This window comes from Sinomonas sp. R1AF57 (assembly GCF_002224485.1).
Lineage (GTDB): Bacteria > Actinomycetota > Actinomycetes > Actinomycetales > Micrococcaceae > Sinomonas > Sinomonas flava.
In genome coordinates, this window is sequence record NZ_CP022463.1 from 2634979 (window position 1) to 2651905 (window position 16927).

The following is a 16927-nucleotide window of genomic DNA, read 5'->3' on the forward strand; positions in this document are numbered from 1 at the left end:
CCGTTACGGTGGATACATGCAGACGGCAACGCGTGTGTCCTCCGCTTACGAGCTTCTACTAGAGGACGTGAGAGCGAACGGTACTCGCAAAAAAGATCGAACCGGAACCGGAACTCGGAGCGTATTCGGCCGCCAGATCCGCTTCGACCTGGCCGAGGGCTTCCCCCTCGTGACCACGAAGCGCGTGCACTTCAAGTCCGTGGCCCTCGAGCTGCTCTGGTTCCTGCGAGGCGACTCGAACGTGCGCTGGCTCCAAGAACAGGGCGTCACAATCTGGGACGAATGGGCGGACGACGCCGGCGAGCTGGGCCCCGTGTACGGTGTCCAGTGGCGCTCGTGGCCCACGCCGGACGGGGAGCACATCGACCAGATCGCCGCAGTCATCGAGTCGCTGCGCACCAACCCAGATTCCCGCAGACATATCGTCTCCGCGTGGAACGTGGCCGAAATCTCGAAGATGGCGCTGCCACCATGCCACGCGCTGTTCCAGTTCTACGTCGAGCCGCAGGACGACGGTCTGTCGAAACTCTCGTGCCAGCTGTATCAGCGCAGCGCGGACATGTTCCTCGGCGTGCCCTTCAACATCGCCTCCTACGCGCTCCTGACGCACATGGTCGCCGATCAGCTCGGGATGGATGTGGGAGAGTTCGTCTGGACAGGTGGGGACTGCCACATCTACGAGAACCATCTGGAGCAAGTGGACCAGCAGCTCTGCCGAGAGCCTCGCGAGGCCCCCCACTTGGCAATCCTCAATACGCCTCGATCCATCTTCGAATACACTTTCGAAGACTTTGAGCTCTGCGACTACGAACCTCACCCAACGATCAAGGCGCCCATCGCCGTATGAGCAGTGATCCGCGCGAGATCGGCCTGATCTGGGCGCAGACGCAGGAGGGCGGCGTCATCGGCCGGGACGGCACCATGCCGTGGCACGTGCCCGAGGACATGAAGCACTTCGCCTCGACCACGACGGGCCACCCGGTGGTCATGGGCCGGCGCACGTGGGACTCGATCCCGGGGCGCTTCCGGCCGTTCACCGGCAGGACGAACATCGTCGTCACCCGCCAGCCGGGCTGGGAGGCGGAGGGCGCCGTCGTCGTGCATTCCCTCGACGAGGCGCTCGAGACGGCGCGCCGCAGCGAGGGCGGCGAGCTGGTGTGGGTGATCGGCGGCGGGGAGATCTTTGCCGAGGCGATGCCGCAGGCCGACGTGGCCGTGGTGACCATCCTCGACCTGGACGTGGACGGCGACACCTTCGCGCCCCAGCTGGGCAGCGAGTGGCGGCTCGCGTCGGTCCAGCCGGACGATGGCGGGTGGCTCACCTCCCGGACCGAGGTCCCCTACCGCATCGTGGAGTTCCGCCGAGGCTAGGGCCGCCCGCGGCGGCGCCCGCGCGGCGTCGTGCGTCGGCGCTGCCGGGTGAGGGAGCCCACAGGCGCCGGCCGCCGGGCCCCCGTAGAATGGAAGGCATGACTTCTTCGGTAGGCTTCGTCGGCTGGCGCGGCATGGTCGGCTCCGTCCTCATGGAGCGCATGCAGGATGAGGGCGATTTCGCCTCGATCGACCCGGTGTTCTTCTCGACCTCCAACGCGGGCGGCGCTGCCCCGTCCTTCGCCGGTTCTGCCGGGGGCGATGCCGGCGCCCTGCAGGACGCGTTCGACATCGAGGCGCTGAAGAAGCTCCCCATCATCGTGACCGCCCAGGGCGGCGACTACACGAAGCAGGTCCACCCGCAGCTGCGGGCCGCGGGCTGGGACGGCCTGTGGATCGATGCGGCGTCCACCCTGCGCATGAACGACGACTCGATCATCGTGCTCGACCCGGTCAACCGGAAGGTGATCGACGAGGGACTGGCCTCCGGGGTCAAGGACTTCGTCGGCGGCAACTGCACTGTCTCGTGCATGCTCATGGGGCTCGGCGGCCTGTTCCGCAACAACCTTGTCGAGTGGGGCACGTCCATGACGTACCAGGCGGCCTCCGGCGGCGGCGCCCGGCACATGCGCGAGCTCCTCACGCAGTTCGGCACCCTCCACGGCGAGGTCGCCGCGGAGCTGTCGGACCCGGCGTCGGCCATCCTCGAGATCGACCGCAAGGTCCTGGCGGCCCAGCGCGGCGGCGTCGACGCGACGCAGTTCGGCGTGCCGCTGGCCGGGTCCCTCATTCCGTGGATCGACGCCGACCTCGGCAACGGCCAGTCCAAGGAGGAGTGGAAGGCCGGGGTCGAGACGAACAAGATCCTCGGCACCGCGGCGGGCTCCGAGATCGAGCCGGTCATCATGGACGGGCTGTGCGTGCGGATCGGCGCCATGCGCTCGCACTCGCAGGCGCTCACGCTGAAGCTCCGCGAGGACCTCTCCGTGGCTGAGATCGAGAAGCTCCTCGACGCCGACAACGAGTGGGCCCGCGTGGTGCCCAACGAGAAGCAGGCCTCGATGGAACAGCTGACGCCCGTCGCGGCGTCCGGCACCCTCGAGATCCCCGTGGGCCGCATCCGCAAGCTCGAGATGGGGCCGGAGTACATCTCCGCCTTCACCGTCGGCGACCAGCTCCTCTGGGGTGCCGCCGAGCCGCTGCGCCGCATGCTCAAGATCGCCACCGGCACCCTCTGAGGCCGGGCGGGAGGACCGGCCTGTCCGGACGACCGGCCGGTTTGCGGGCCAGCGGGGCACTTGTCCCCGGTGGCCCGCCCGGCGGAGGACCCACCCACAAGTGCTGCCCTTGGCCGCTTTTCCTGCGTAAATTCGCTCAGGAGAAGCGGCCAGGGGCAGCACTTGTCTGTGGGCAGCCGTCGATGCGCACCTGCCCTCAGGCTGACCGACGGGCGGCGCGGGCGATGGCTGCCGCGAGGCGACGCCGAACCTCATCAGGTCGGTCGAGGTCTGCCCAACGCAGCCGGACGAAGATCCAGCCCTGTTCCATGAGCAGCGTCTCGCGGCGGCGCTCGGCAAGCAGGACGTCGGGCGTGGGGGCGTAGTCCATGTACTTCCCCTCCCCGTCGAACTCGATGATGACCATGAGTTCTGGCCAGGCGAAGTCTGCCCGGTATTCGCCCTCGGCCGTGCGGAGCCTCAGCTGGGCAACCGGCCGGGCAAAGCCGAGCGTGACCATGAGCAGACGGGCCCGGGTCTCCCCCACCGATTCCGTTGCTGGTTCGAGTGCATCGAGGATGGCCAGCGCCCTCCGACGGCCTCGGCGAGATGCAGCCAGAACAGCTCCCCGCAGGTCTTCGAGGCCGACAAGCCTCTGGTGGAGGGCACTGTCCCCGATAACAACAGCCTGCTCAAAGGGCAGGAACCGTGCGCAGTCAACCAGAGTGCGCACAATCGAAGTCAGCCGCACTGCTCCGTTCCCGGGAGCTGTGACGATGTCCTCCGGGGCGAGATCCAGCTGATGGGTCTGGGTATCGGGTGACCGACTGGAACGCGCTCCGGAGTACGTGGTGGCGACGTGGATGGCAGGTCCCGGGTTCCACACCGACAGCCCGTGGAGGATAGCAGCGCTGCTGTGGCAGTACACGGAGCTGCCGCCTGTACCCGCGATATGGGCTTCGAGTCGTACGCGGTCCCGCTCCCAGGGCTTCAGCGAAACCCACCGATGATTCGGCATGTAGACGCCGCGCCGCAGACGCAGGACCACTCCGAGCCGCACACCGTGCGCCAGGAGTCGGTCGGTGATGCCGGCATCGCGCAGCGCCGCGGTCGTCGCAAGGGATGAGGCCGGCCAACGAGCGCCGAACAGCGATTCGGCTGTGGGTCTGTCCATGGTCCGATCCTCGTTACGGCCTGCAGAGCCCGCAACGGGAACGGAACCGCTGTGGATAACCCAGCCTCCCCATTCCTTATCCCGAGCATGTGCTGCCCTCGGCCGCATCTGCTGAGTCAATTGACGCAGCAGGAGCGGGTCACGGCAGCACGTGAGGACTGGCTGCTGCTCTGGGCCCACTCACGGCCGGACGGGCCGGCGCCCTATCCAGCCCAGAAGGCCTCGATGCGCGCCGCGGCCCTGGCCGCGCCCGCTGACGCCGCCGGCCCGAGAGGCTCGAAGAGCTTGAGCTCGACCCGGGGCGCAGACACGCGGCCACCCTTGGTCCATGTCCCGACCGCCCGCCCTCCGACCGCGACCATCGCCTTGAAGACGCCGTTGGTGCCCGGGATTATCCGCTGCAGGTAACCGTCGGGTATGGCCACAGACCGGTCCGGGTATCCGATCGCGAGCTCGTCGAAGGCCGGCAGCGCGACCACGGCGCGCGCCCCGGCCCGGGAATCCGCGAGCGACGCCACCTCCGGCACGCACCATAGCGTCCGCCCGTCCAGAACCACGGCGTCGAACCCCGCGGCGGCCGCGGCGAAGGGACCGCGCACGACGCCGAGCGGCTGGCCGAGCCACCACGCGAAGTCCCGCTCGTCGACGGGGCCGTGGGAGGCGATGTACCGCGCCGCGAGGTGCTCCAGCGCGTCGTCCCCAGCGAGGCCGGGCCCGGGCGGCAGCCACTCATCGGCGAGGCGGAACTCCTGCTGCCTCCCGCGCAGGGGACCCTGCACAAGGACGAGGCGATGGCTGAGGATCGAGACGAGGTGGATGCCGCGCTGGGACGCGGTGGGCTGCCCCGCGGCCTCGAACACGTCGAACAGCTCGGCACGGGTCATGCCCCGGCCCGGGAGCCGCTCCTCGGCAGCCTTGCGGACCACCGCGACGTCCTCCTCGCTGATCCCGAGCTCGCGGTGGCGGGCCGAGGCGAGCCGCATGACCCTGTCGGCGGCGAGGCCCAGGAAGGTCCGGACGTCCCCTGCCGCCACGGTGAACAGGGTGCCGCGCATGGTCCACGTGCGCACGACGGCGCCGCTCGCCAGCGCGGCAGCGACCCCGGACGCCGTGGCCGCCCTCGTGCGGAGCCCGACGGCGAGGAGTCCGGACTGGAGGTCCTGGCTCTGCAGGGCTGCCATCCTGCGCACGGCCGCCGCCGGGTCGGCGGCCAGTCCCAGCCGCTCCCCCACCGAGGCGACCGGGAGCAGGCCCTGCGCCGCGAGCCTGAGGCGCGCGAGCGTCGTCGTGCGTACGGGGCGCGGCTCGGAAGGTTCCACGCTTCCCATGATCACCCCGGATGCGGACAGCCCGCGTCCTCTCCCCGGCCTGGGGGTCACCTTCTGGGGGTCACGTGAGGTGACCTCCAGAAGGTGACCCCCAGGAGGTGACCCCCAGACGGAAGGCGGGGTCAGCGCTCCAGGAGGAGGGCGTCGCCCTGCCCGCCGCCCCCGCACAGGGCCACGGCGGCCCGGCCGGACCCGCGGCGCAGCAGCTCGTGCACGGCCGTCACGACGACGCGCGCGCCGGAGGCCCCGATGGGGTGCCCGATGGCGATCGCGCCGCCGTGGACGTTCACGCGGTCCATCGGCACGCCGAGCAGCGCCGCGGAATGCGCGGCGACCGAGGCGAACGCCTCGTTCACCTCCAGGAGGTCCAGATCGTCCGCCGACCAGCCCTCGCGTGCGAGCGCCGCGGAGATGGCCTTCGCCGGCTTGTCCGGCAGCGTGGTGTCCGGCCCTGCGATCTGCCCGTGAGCACGCACGACGGCGAGCACCTCCAGCCCGCGCCGCTCGGCCTCGGCGCGGGTCGTCAGCACGACGGCCGAGGCGCCGTCGGAGATGGGCGAGGCGTTGCCCGCGGTCACGGTCCCCTCCGCCGAGAACGCGGGGCGCAGCCGTGCGAGGGTCTCGGGGGTGGAATCCGGCCGGATGCCCTCGTCCTGGGCCACCTCGGCCACGGCTCCCCTGCGCTGCGGGACCTTGACCGGCACGATCTCCTCGGCCCACACGCCGGCCGCCGCGGCGGCGCCCGCGCGCACGTGCGAGGCGGCCGCGACGGAATCGGCCTCCTCCCGCGTGAGCCCGAGCGCCGCGTTGGCCCTGTCGGTCGCCAGCCCCATGGCCTCGTGGTCGAAGGCGTCGGTGAGGCCGTCGTGGGCAGTCGCATCGATGAGCTCCATGGACCCGTACGCGGACCCGGAACGGGTCCCGGCCACGAGGCGCGGGGCCTGGCTCATGGACTCCTGCCCGCCGGCCACCACCACGGACGCCTCGCCGAGTCGCAGCATGCGCGCCGCCTCGATCACCGCGGAGAGCCCCGAGAGGCACACCTTGTTCACGGTGACCGCGGGCGCGGTCAGCGGGATTCCGGCGGCGACGGCGGACTGCCGGGCGGGGTTCTGGCCCGCCCCGCCCTGCAGCACCTGGCCCATCACGACGGCGTCGACGTCCTCGGGCGCAACCCTCGCCCGCCCGAGCGCCCCCGCGATCGCGGCACCGCCGAGCTCGACGGCGCTCAGCGCGGCGAGCTGGCCGAGCAGCTTGCCCTGCGGGGTGCGGGCGGCGCCGACGATGACGACATCGGCCGGGGTAGGTCTCGCAGGGACATGACCCCTCATCGTTGAGGGGTCCTGTCCCTGCGTTGAGGGGTCATGTCCCTGGGCATCCGGGCCGGAGGCGTGGGTCTCGGTCATCGTGCTCCTTCCACTGCGGCGAGGGCGCGCAGCTCGTGCTTGAGGGTCTTGCCCGTGGAGGTCTTGGGCAGCTGGTCGGTGAAGTGGATCTCGCGCGGCACCTTGAATCCGGCGAGGAGCCCGCGCACGTGGCCGGAGAGGACCTCGGCTGTGAGCTCCGAGCCCCTTCCGCGCACCACGAACGCGACGGGCCGCTCGCCCCACCGCTCGTCCGGCACGCCGATCACGGCGACATCGAGCACGTCGGGGTGGGAGACGATGGCCTGCTCGACCTCGATCGTGGAGATGTTCTCGCCGCCGGAGATGACGATGTCCTTCGCCCGGTCCTTGAGCTGGATGTAGCCGTCGGAATGCATGACGCCGAGGTCGCCGGTGTGGAACCAGCCGCCTTCGAAGGCGCGCTCGGTGGCCTCGGGATCCCTGTAGTAGCCGAGCATGACGTTGTTGCCGCGCAGCACGATCTCGCCGAGCGTCTCGCCATCCGCGGGCACGTCCCGCAGCTCGGGGCCGGTGCCGACCTCCACGACGCGCGCCGTCTCGGCCTGGACCATGCCGACGCCCTGGCGGGACAGCTTCGCGGCGCGCTCGTCGGCCGGCAGCGCGTCCCACGCGGACTGGTACTCGCACACGGTGTACGGCCCGTAGACCTCGGTGAGCCCGTACACGTGCACCACCGTCACGCCGAGGTCCCCGAGCCGCCGGATGATGGTCGGCGACGGGGGCGCGCCCGCCGTGGTGATCTTCAGCGGCCGCTCGAGCGCGTGCGCCTGCTCGGCGTCCGCGATGATCGAGCACACCGTCGGGGCGCCGCACAGGTGGGTCACCCCGTCGTCGAGCGCGTCCCAGACCGCCTCGGCGCGCACGGCGCGGAGGCACACGTGCGTGCCCGCCGCCGCGGTGACCGCCCACGGGGTGCACCACCCGTTGCAGTGGAACATCGGCAGGGTCCACAGGTACCGGGTGTTCCCGTCGAAGCCCTGGTGGTGCGCCTCGCCGAGCGCGTTGAGGTAGGCGCCGCGATGGGAGTAGAGCACGCCCTTGGGCTTGCCCGTGGTCCCGGAGGTGTAGTTGAGCGTGATGGGGGCCTGCTCGTCGTCGACGCCCCACGGCAGGTCTGGCCCGTCGGGCGCACCGGCGAGCAGGTCCGCGTAGAGCTCGCGCTTCCGGCCCTGGCCACCGCGCACGACGGCGTCCGCGGCCTCGGGCGCGCCGGGCACCTCAGTATCGGGCACGACGACGACCGGCACCTCGGCGGCCGGCCCGCCCAGCTGGCCGACGCCGTCGACCGTGGCCAGCAGCTCCGTGTCGGCGAACAGCAGCGCGGCCTCGGAGTGCTCGAGGATGTACTTCACCTCGTGGGCGGCCAGACGGGTGTTGAGCGCCACGAGCACCCCGCCGGCCAGCGGCACGGCGAAGTGGGCGATGAGCAGCTCGGGGACGTTGGGAGCGAGGAACGCGACCCGGTCGCCGGGCTGGATCCGCGCGGCGAGGGCCTTCGCGAGGCGCTGGGCCTCGGCCCCGAACTCGGCGTAGGTGTAGCGGCGGGAGCCGTGCTCGATGGCGACCTTGTCGGGGAAGACCGCGGCGGAGCGCTCGAGGAAGCGCAGCGGGCTGAGGGCTGAGAAGTTGGCCTGCATCAGGTGTCCTCCAGACTCAGGCGAACGCGCCCACGCCGGTCACGTCGCGGCCGATCAGGAGGGCCTGGACGCTCTCGGTGCCCTCGTACGTGTGGATCGACTCGATGTCCATCATGTGGCGCACCACGTGGTTCTCGAGCAGGATGCCGTTGCCCCCGAGGAGGTCCCGGGCGGTCGAGGCGATGAAGCGGGCCTTGCGGGTGTTGTGGTACTTGGCCATGGACGCCTGGGTGGGCCGCATCTGGCCTGCGGCGTCGAGGCGCGCGAGGTGGACGCAATGCAGCTGCATGCTCGTGAGCTCGGCGAGCATCTGGGACAGGCGGTCCTGGACGAGCTGGAACTTCGCAAGCGGCTTGCCGAACTGGACGCGCTGGCCGGCGTAGTTCACCGCAGCCTCGTACGCGGCGGTCGCGTGGCCGAGCGCGGACCAGGCCACACCGAGGCGGGTCGCCACGAGCACGGCGGAGGTGTCCTTGAACGTCCGCGCACCGGGCAGGACGCTGTCCTTCGGGATGCGGACGCCCTCGAGGCGGATCCTGGCCTGGTGGATCGCGCGGAGCGAGCCCTTGCCCTCGATCACCTCGGCCTCGTAGCCGGGGGCGTCCTGCTCGACGAGGAAGCCGCGGACGTCGCCCTCCTCGTCGCGGGCCCACACGACCGTCACGCCGCCGGATGCGCCGTTGCCGATCCACTTCTTCTCCCCGTCGAGGACCCAGTGGTCGCCGTCGAGGCGCGCGGTGGTCTCGAGGGAGACCGAGTCCGAGCCGTGGTCCGGCTCCGTGAGCGCGAAGGAGCCGAGCTCCTCGCCGCGCGCGAGCGGGCCGAGCCAGCGCTCCTTCTGCTCCTCCGAGCCGTGGAACGCGATCGAGCGGAGGGCCAGGCCGCCCTGGACGGCGACGACGGTGCCGAGGGAGCCGTCGCCGCGGGAGATCTCCATGTTCACGAGGCCCGCCGCGAGGGGGCTCATGGGCTCGAGGCCGGGGACCTCGATGCCGTCGGCGAGCAGGTTGAGCTCGCCCATGCGCTTGACCAGGTGGAGGGGGTACTCGGCGCGGTCCCAGTACTCGTTCATCTGCGGCAGGGCCTCGTCGATGAAGGCGCGGGCGCGCTCCCAGTGAGCGCGGTCCTCGGCGCTGACCGTGCCGAAGGCGGAGAACACGGAGTAGTAGTCGGTGTCGAGGGCTGCGGAGACGTCGTAGTCGGGCATGGCCATCTCTTTCGGGCGGTGGGTGGGGGATCAGCGGGCCGGGACCGGGGCGAGGAGGGGGCTCAGCCCGCCGGCGGGGTAGTTGGCTCCGAGGACCATGCACCGGTCGATGTCCTCGGCGGACGCGACGACGCCCTCGGCGAGCATGATGCCGACCTCCTCGGCCAGGGCCGCGCGGACGCGCTCGAGGACCCGGGCCTGGTCGACGGCAGCGGCGCCGGCCGCGGTCCCGACCGGCGGCGGCAGGAGGGCGGCCGCCTCAGGCGAGAGCGCGCCGTCGTCCGCGAGGAGCCGCCGAACGCCGGAGCCGGCAGCTGCGGCGAGCCACGGCGAGAGCGGGAACCGCTCCGGGTAGGCCCGGTGCATGGTGGCACAGATGTGCTGCTGGACTCCGGTGCCGATGTAGTCGATGAGGGTGAGCGGGGTCATCGGCAGGTTCCACGGGGCGAGCGCGCGGTCGACGGCGAGCGGGTCGCCGCCCGCTGCGGCCGCCGCCTCGATCTCGGCCATGGTCTCGGAGAAGAGCCGTGTGAGGAGGCGGTTGACGACGAAGCCTGGCGCGTCCGCCACCGGGACAGCCGTCTTGCCGAGTGCGGCGGCGAGGCCGGCGGCAGCCGACATCGCGTCCTCGGACGCGAACGGGGTGCGGACGAGCTCGAGCAGCGGCAGGACCGCGACGGGGTTGAAGAAGTGGAAGCCGACCACGCGCTCGGGGTGGGCGAGCCCCTCGGCCATGGCTGCGACGGAGAGGGAGGAGGTGTTGGTCAGCAGGAGGGCGTGCGGGTCGACCGCGGCCTCCGCAGCGGCGAAGACGCTGCGCTTGACCGACAGCTCCTCGAAGACGGCCTCGATGACCACGTCGCACCCGGCGAAGTCGGCCGGGTCCGTGGTGCCGCTGATCAGGGACGCGACCTCGGAGGCGTCCCCGGGGGCGAGGCGGCCCTTGGCCTCGGCGCGCTCGAGCCGGGCCCGGATGGCGCCAAGCGCGGCGTCGACCCGCTCGGCGGAGAGGTCGCTCATGGTCACCGGGACGCGGAGCTGCTGCGCGAAGAGCGTGGCGAGCTGGCTGGCCATCAGCCCGGCACCGACGACGCCGATGGCGCGGAGCGGGCGCGGGCGGGGGGCGGATGCGCGGGGCGCGGGCAAGGGAGCGGCAGTGTGGGGCACGCCACCATGTAATCGTGAAACTGAGTGTCAGGTCAAGTGGAACGGAGTGTCATGACCGTCGCCGGAGCGCGTCCTCGATGGTCCGGGCAACGTCGGCCGGCGCGGCGGACCGGGGGAACACGGCGACGACGATGTCGTCGCCCGAGCCGGCCGTTCCGCCGGCGGCGCGCGTCCCGCCGAAGGCGACCGCGCCGGCGTCCTGCGCCACCGCGCCGCCCGGTCCGACCCCGAAGAGCCGGCGCACGGCGTCGAGTTCGGCGCGCAGCCGCGCCGCGCTGAAGCCGTCCTCACCGCGCATGAGCCCGCGCAGGCAGTAGTTCTGGGTCGCGATCACGGTTGCGGCGAAGCGCACCGCGTCCAAGGGGTCGACGCCGGGCACGACGCGGCGGAGGTAGCGCTGGAAGAGCCGCTCGTACCGGAAGGTCGTGACGAGCTCCTTGTCGCGCAGGCCGGGCTCCCGCGTCACCACCTGGTAGCGCAGCTGTGCCAGGTCCCCGAGCGAGGCGAAATGCGCGAACACGAGCTCAGCGGCGCGGCAGACCGCGTCCCACGGGTCATCGTGGCGTTCGGCGAGGAAGTCCTCGGCCTGGCCCAGGAGCGTGTCGTGGTCGGCGAAGACCACGTCCTCCTTCGAGCGGAACTGCCGGAAGAATGTGCTGCGCGAGAGGCCGGCCGCAGCGGCGATCTGGTCCGCGCTCGTCGCCTCATAGCCCTGCTCGGCGTACAGCCGGACGGCGGCGGCAGCGACGTCGAGGCGGTGCCGCGCCTGGCCCGCCACCGCGTCCGTCCCGCCGGTCACGGCCGGGTCCCGCGGCTCACAGCTCCATCCCGATGAGCAGCGGCTCGTTGTGCAGCTCGATCCCGAAGCGTGCCCTGACGCCGTCCCGCACCTCTCGGGCGAGCGCGAGGAGGTCCTTCGCCGTCGCGTCGCCGCGGTTGGTCAGCGCGAGGGTGTGCTTGGTGGACAGCGACGCGCGGCCGCCCGTGACGCTGTCCGGCTCGAGACCGTAGCCCTTGGGGAAGCCGGCGCGCTCGATGAGCCATGCCGCCGACGTCTTCACCAGGCCCTCGCCCGCCGGGTAGCGCGGCGCCCCCTCGGGCAGGGACGCGGCGTCGGCCTCGGCCAGGATGGGGTTCGTGAAGAACGAGCCGGTCGAGTACGTGTCCCGGTCGGCCGGGTCAAGGACCATGCCCTTGGAGGCCCGCAGGCGCAGCACCTCGCGGCGCACATCGAGGGCGTGGGCCCGCTCGCCCTGCTCGACCCCGAGGCCGCGGGCGAGCTCTGCGTAGCGGATGGGGGCGCTCATGCGCCCGAGCGGGAGCTGGAAGTCGACACGGAGCACCACGTACCGGGGGGACCCGTTGACCGTGGTCTGCTTGAGGAGCGAGTCGCGGTAGCCGAACCGCAGCTCCGAGGGGACGAACGTCTTCACGGCGCCGGCCTCCCGGTCCCAGGTCCGCACCTGCCAGATGGTCTGCGAGACATCCGCACCGTAGGCGCCGACGTTCTGCACGGGCGTCGCACCGGTCGAGCCGGGGATGCCGGAGAGGGCCTCGAGGCCGCTGAACGCGTGGTGGACGGCGTAGTCCACGACCTCGTCCCACGGGTGCCCGGCCTGCACGGAGAGCGAGGCGCCCCCGCACGTGTCCGCGGTGTCCACGGAGATGCCCTCGGAGGCGATCCTGAGCACGGTGCCGGGGTAGCCGTCGTCCGAGATGACGAGGTTGGATCCGCCCGCGATGATCAGGAGCGGCTCGCCCGCGGCATCGGCCTCGCGGACCGCCTCGATGATCTCGGCCTCGGAGCGGGCCTCCTCGAAGCGGGCGGCCGGGCCGCCCACGGCGGAGGTTGTCAGGGAGGACAGCAGGGTCTGGCTCACCCGTCCAGCTTAGGCGAGGGCCGCGACAGCCGCGCACGACGCCGGGGACTCACCCCGCGAGGCGCGCCACCGTGCGCTGGGCTGCCTGGCCGGCCAGGACGAGGCTGAGGACGACGAACAGCAGCACGGTCAGCAGCGAGTACCGCACGCCCGTGAACTCGGCCACGAAGCCCAGCAGGGGCGGCCCGCACAGGAACGCGCCATAGCCGATGGTGGAGACGACCGAGACGCGGGCCGCGGCGTGGACGGGGTCGTCTGCGGCGGCAGACATGCCCACGGGGAAGCCGAGGGACGCTCCGAGGCCCCAGACCACGAGGCCCACGAACGCGAGCCACAGGGCCGGGGCGAGCACGAACAGCGCCAGGCCGAGGATGGCCAGCACCGCGCACGCTCGCAGCGACACGACGCGGCCGTGCCGGTTGAGCACGGGCGTGCCGAGGAAGCGGCCCGCGGCCATCGCCGCCACGAAGCACGAGTAGCCTGCGGCTCCGACAGCGTGCGAGACTCCGTAGCCGTCCGCGAGCGCGAGTGCGACCCAGTCCCCCGCCGCCCCCTCGGCCAGGGCAAGGCCGAGCACCATGACGCCGAGCAGCACCGTGCGGCGGTCCTTCCAGGCCGCGGCGACCTGCGCGCGGCCCCCGGGTGCCGCCGGGGCCGGAGCCTCAGCGGGAGCCCCGTCCGGCGAGCCGTCTGCGGCAGGCGAGGAAGCGGCGTCGTGCGCCGCGGAGGGCCGGCGGTCGGCATCGGCGCGGAGGAAGAACCCCGCGGTGACCACGGTGGCGGCGACCACCACGCCGGCCGCGCCGAGGTGCCACACGAGGGGCACGGCGGCGGCCGCCGCCCACGCGCCCACGACGGCGCCCGCCACGGTGCCGAGGCTGAACGACCCGTGCAGCCGCGGCATGATGAACCGCCTCAGGGCCCGCTCGACGGCGGCGCCCTCGACGTTCGAGGCCGTGTTCCAGCTCGCGGTCCCGAGGCCGACCACGGCGAAGCCGATCGCGGCCGCCACGGGCGAGCGCAGCACGCTCGCCCCGAGGCCGAGCAGCGTCAGGCCCGCTCCGACGAGGGCGGCCCCGGTCTGGATGGTTCGCGCCGAGCCGAGCCGGATCACGATGAGGCCCGACGCCGAGACCGATGCGAACGAGGCCAGCGTCATGCACAGCAGGAGCAGCCCGACGCCGCCGGGAGTGAGGACGAGGTCCTGGGCGAGCGCGGGGACCCGCGACACCCAGCTCGAGAACGCGATGCCGCTCGCGGCGTAGGCTGCCACGACGGCGAGGTGCCAGTGTCGGACCTCGGTGGGCACTGCCCGGACGGCGGGTGGCCGGAGCACGTGGGGCTGCTCAGGCGAGCCGGACGACGGCCTGGGCCTTGGTCAGGACCCGCTGCCCTCCCGCGGTGACGGTGAGGTCGATCCGGGCGGTGCGGGCCTCGGCGTCGAGCGCGCCGACGGTCCCGACGACCTCGAGGACGGCGCCGGGCTCGTCGGTGCCGGTGGTGTCGGCCACGGGGACCGGCTTGGTGAAGCGGGTCTGGTAGTCCACGACTCCGCCCGGGTCCCCGGCCCAGTCGGTGACGAGCTGCACGGCGGCGCCCATGGTGAACATGCCGTGCGCGATCACGCCCGGAAGCTCGACCGAGGTCGCGAAGTCGTTGTTCCAGTGGATCGGGTTGAAGTCTCCCGACGCGCCCGCGTACTTCACGAGGTCGGCGCGGGTCACGGCGATCTCGCGGCGGCCGATCTCCATGCCCTTCTCGAGCTGGTCGAAGACGGGCATGACGGCGGCGCTCCCGGCGGCAGCGTTCTCGGCGCTCACTGGCCTTCTCCCCTCACGAGAATGGACGACACGGTGGTGGCCACCTTCTCGACGGCACCCGCGGCGCCGTCGGCGGTGATCTCGGCGCGCGTCGTGATCATCGCGCCGCCGCCCATCGCGCGGACCTGGTCGACGTGGAGCTCCGCGGTGAGCCGGTCCCCCGCGACGATCGGCCGGTGGTGGGTGAACCGCTGCTCGGCGTGGACCACCCGCGAGAAGTCGATCCCGGACTCCGGGTCGGCGATGAGCTGGGCGTCGGCCCGCTGCGCGACGATGATCGCGAAGGTCGGAGGCGCGACGAGGTCGGCGTGGCCGAGGGCGCGCGCCGCGGCGACCTCGTAGTGGGCGGGGTGCTCTGCCTTGACGGCGCGGGCGAACTCGCGGATCTTCTCGCGCGCGACATCGTACGCCTCCGCGGGCGGGTAGACGCGACCGGCGAGGTCGGGGTTGATGGCCATGGGGAAAGCCTATCGGGTGGCCGGAAGAGCCTAGATGACGGTATGATGGATTCATCAATCCATCATCTGGAGGGTTTATGCTCACTGCCCGCGAGACGCCGCTGTACGAGATCAAGGCAAATCTGTTCAAGGGCCTCGCGCACCCGGCACGCATCCGCATCCTCGAGATCCTCGCGGACTCGCCCGGCCAGTCCTGCCCGGTCAGCGAGCTCCTCGAGGGCACCGGGCTCGAAGCCTCCCACCTGTCCCAGCACCTCGCGACCCTCCGGCGCCACCGGGTCGTCACGAGCGTCCGCACGGCCAACACGGTGACCTACTCCCTCGCCCACCCCACGATCGCCGAGCTCCTCGCGATCGCCCGCACCTTCCTCCTCGACACCCTCGCCGACACGCGCGCCCAGCTTGAGGCCGCCTCCGCCCTGCCGGCGCTCGGCGCCGCCGCGTCCAGCACCGCACCCGCCGCCGCATCCACCACCGCGCATGACGGCGGTGCCCGGTGAGCGCCGTCGTCCCGCCGCCCGCACGGACCGGCACCGTGGCCCGGGCCGCCGCCGGTGCCGCCGCCCTCCTCCCCCGCCGCTCGGACTACGCGCAGCTGGGGCGGTCGTGGCGGCAGGACCTCGTCGCGGGCCTGACCGTGGGCATCGTCGCCCTGCCGCTCGCGCTGGCCTTCGGGGTGAGCTCCGGAGTCGGGGCCGAGGCGGGCATCGTGACCGCCATCGTCGCGGGGTTCGTCGCCGCCGTGTTCGGCGGGTCGCACGTGCAGGTCTCGGGCCCGACCGGGGCGATGGTCGTGGTCCTCGCCCCCATCGTGGCGACCCACGGCGTCGGCGCGGTCGCGCTCCTGAGCCTCGCGGCCGGCGTCGTGCTCGTGGCGCTCGGCGCCTCCCGGCTCGGGCGGGCGGTCGCGTACATCCCCTGGCCGGTCGTGGAGGGGTTCACGCTCGGCATCGGCGTGATCATCTTCCTCCAGCAGGTCCCGCTCGCCGTGTCCTCGCACGTCGCACCGGGCCAGAACACCGCCGTCGCCGCCGCCGAGGCGATCACGACGGCGCCGTGGCCGCGCGCGTGGGCGAGCGTCGGCGTCGTCGTGCTCGTCGCGGCGGTCATGCTCCTCGTGCCGCGCCTCCACCGGGCGCTCCCAGCGAGCCTGATCGCGATCCTGGTCTCCGCGGTCGCCGTCGCGCTGCTGGGCCTGGACGTCGAGCGCATCGGCGAGCTGCCGACGTCGCTCCCCGCCCCGTCGCTGCCCGGGCTCGGCCTCGGGGACCTGCCCGGGCTGGCGGGACCGACCCTCGCCATCGCGGCGCTCGCGGCCATCGAGTCGCTGCTGTCGGCGCGCGTCGCGTCGGGGCTTGCGGGCCCCGACGGGCGCACGACCGGGACCTACAACCCGGACCGCGAGCTCGTGGGCCAGGGGCTGGCATCGATCGCCGCAGGTCTCTTCGGCGGCATGCCCGCCACCGGGGCGATCGCCCGCACCGCCGTCAATGTCCGCTCGGGAGCCCGGACCCGGCTCGCCGCCGTGGTGCACGCGCTCGTGCTGCTCGGGGTCGTGTACCTCGCGGCGCAGCTCGTGGGGCAGATCCCGCTCGCGGCGCTCGCGGGCGTGCTCATGGTCACGGCGGCGCGCATGGTCTCGGTGCGGACGGCCAGGAGCATCCTGGGATCGACGCGCCACGACGCGATCGCGTTCGTGCTGACGGCCGTCATCACCGTCTCGTTCGACCTCATCGTGGCCATCCAGATCGGCCTCGTCGCCGCCGCGCTGCTGACGCTGCGCCAGTTCGCGAAGCTCGGCACCGTGAGGCGGGAGCCCATCGCGGGGCCGGCGCACGACGGCGACGAGCACATCGCCGTCTTCCGCCTGGACGGCCTGATGTTCTTCGGCGCAGCCGACCGGATCCTGGAGGACGTCACGGGCCTGGCCGCGGCGCAGGGCGTCGAGGTGGTGGTGCTGAGGCTGTCCCAGCTGCGCTACCTGGACGCGACCGGGGCGCAGGCGCTCGTCGAAGTGATCCGCACACTCGAGGCGCGCGGGATCACCGTCCTGCTCAAGGGAGTGCAGGAGCAGCACCTCGAACTGGTGCGCAAGGTGGGGGTCATCGCGGAGCTGCGGCACCACCGGCACCTCTTCGACATGCTCGAGGAAGCGGTCGAGCATGCCAGGAGCCACGTCCGCCGGGCTCGCACACCCCAGAACCCTCTGGGGGTCACCTCCTGAGGGTCACGTGACGCGCCCACCCGCAGGAGGTGAACCCC

The 16927-nt window shown here is 72.4% G+C and carries 16 protein-coding genes; 5 read left to right on the forward strand and 11 right to left on the reverse strand.

The window, feature by feature from the left end; all coding sequences use genetic code 11:
- The first annotated feature begins 16 nt into the window (after window positions 1–16).
- The 3 genes from CGQ25_RS12115 to asd all read left to right on the forward strand — a co-directional run bounded on the left by CGQ25_RS12115 (window position 17) and on the right by asd (window position 2609).
- Window positions 17–847: a thymidylate synthase gene (locus CGQ25_RS12115; protein WP_208710029.1), complete on the forward strand. Its 831-nt coding sequence runs from the start codon at window positions 17–19 to the stop codon at window positions 845–847.
- On the forward strand, window positions 844–1371 hold the full coding sequence (locus tag CGQ25_RS12120; RefSeq protein ID WP_208710030.1) for a dihydrofolate reductase: 528 nt from the start codon (window positions 844–846) through the stop codon (window positions 1369–1371). The genes CGQ25_RS12115 and CGQ25_RS12120 overlap by 4 nt, the downstream gene beginning before the upstream one ends.
- Before the next feature lie 98 nt (window positions 1372–1469).
- Complete coding sequence (gene asd / locus CGQ25_RS12125; RefSeq protein WP_208710032.1) at window positions 1470–2609, forward strand: aspartate-semialdehyde dehydrogenase; 1140 nt, start codon at window positions 1470–1472, stop codon at window positions 2607–2609.
- 196 nt (window positions 2610–2805) lie between these two features.
- Here asd and CGQ25_RS12130 read toward each other — a convergent pair whose 3' ends face one another.
- From CGQ25_RS12130 to CGQ25_RS12180, 11 genes are all read right to left on the reverse strand, one after another.
- Entirely contained in the window at window positions 2806–3762 is a 957-nt protein-coding gene (locus CGQ25_RS12130) for a hypothetical protein (RefSeq protein ID WP_208710034.1), read from the reverse strand.
- A 203-nt stretch (window positions 3763–3965) separates the two neighbouring features.
- Entirely contained in the window at window positions 3966–5081 is a 1116-nt protein-coding gene (locus CGQ25_RS12135; RefSeq protein ID WP_208710036.1) for a winged helix DNA-binding domain-containing protein, read from the reverse strand.
- A gap of 131 nt (window positions 5082–5212) precedes the next feature.
- A complete protein-coding gene (locus tag CGQ25_RS12140) occupies window positions 5213–6421 on the reverse strand; it encodes an acetyl-CoA C-acyltransferase (protein ID WP_208713061.1) in 1209 nt (402 codons plus the stop codon).
- A 71-nt stretch (window positions 6422–6492) separates the two neighbouring features.
- Entirely contained in the window at window positions 6493–8133 is a 1641-nt protein-coding gene (locus CGQ25_RS12145; RefSeq protein ID WP_208710038.1) for an AMP-binding protein, read from the reverse strand.
- Between the two features lie 16 nt (window positions 8134–8149).
- Window positions 8150–9346: an acyl-CoA dehydrogenase family protein gene (locus CGQ25_RS12150; protein WP_208710040.1), complete on the reverse strand. Its 1197-nt coding sequence runs from the start codon at window positions 9344–9346 to the stop codon at window positions 8150–8152.
- Window positions 9347–9370: 24 nt separating this feature from the next.
- A complete protein-coding gene (locus tag CGQ25_RS12155) occupies window positions 9371–10486 on the reverse strand; it encodes a 3-hydroxyacyl-CoA dehydrogenase (RefSeq protein ID WP_208710042.1) in 1116 nt (371 codons plus the stop codon).
- 70 nt (window positions 10487–10556) lie between these two features.
- Complete coding sequence (locus CGQ25_RS12160) at window positions 10557–11306, reverse strand: TetR/AcrR family transcriptional regulator (protein ID WP_255405292.1); 750 nt, start codon at window positions 11304–11306, stop codon at window positions 10557–10559.
- 16 nt (window positions 11307–11322) lie between these two features.
- The gene (locus tag CGQ25_RS12165; protein ID WP_208710043.1) at window positions 11323–12387 is read right to left on the reverse strand and encodes a UDP-N-acetylmuramate dehydrogenase; all 1065 of its coding nucleotides are present in this window, start codon (window positions 12385–12387) and stop codon (window positions 11323–11325) included.
- 49 nt (window positions 12388–12436) lie between these two features.
- Complete coding sequence (locus tag CGQ25_RS12170; protein ID WP_208710045.1) at window positions 12437–13723, reverse strand: sugar MFS transporter; 1287 nt, start codon at window positions 13721–13723, stop codon at window positions 12437–12439.
- A gap of 10 nt (window positions 13724–13733) precedes the next feature.
- Entirely contained in the window at window positions 13734–14168 is a 435-nt protein-coding gene (locus CGQ25_RS12175; RefSeq protein WP_208713063.1) for a MaoC family dehydratase, read from the reverse strand.
- A gap of 35 nt (window positions 14169–14203) precedes the next feature.
- Window positions 14204–14665 carry a MaoC family dehydratase N-terminal domain-containing protein gene (locus CGQ25_RS12180; RefSeq protein WP_208710047.1) on the reverse strand — a complete coding sequence of 154 codons (462 nt, stop codon included), beginning with the start codon at window positions 14663–14665 and terminating at the stop codon, window positions 14204–14206.
- A 77-nt stretch (window positions 14666–14742) separates the two neighbouring features.
- Here CGQ25_RS12180 and CGQ25_RS12185 point away from each other — a divergent pair, with 77 nt between their 5' ends.
- A complete protein-coding gene (locus tag CGQ25_RS12185) occupies window positions 14743–15165 on the forward strand; it encodes a metalloregulator ArsR/SmtB family transcription factor (protein ID WP_208710050.1) in 423 nt (140 codons plus the stop codon).
- A gap of 35 nt (window positions 15166–15200) precedes the next feature.
- Window positions 15201–16889, forward strand: coding sequence for a SulP family inorganic anion transporter (locus tag CGQ25_RS12190; protein WP_208713064.1), 1689 nt, complete (start codon window positions 15201–15203; stop codon window positions 16887–16889).
- Window positions 16890–16927: the final 38 nt, after the last annotated feature.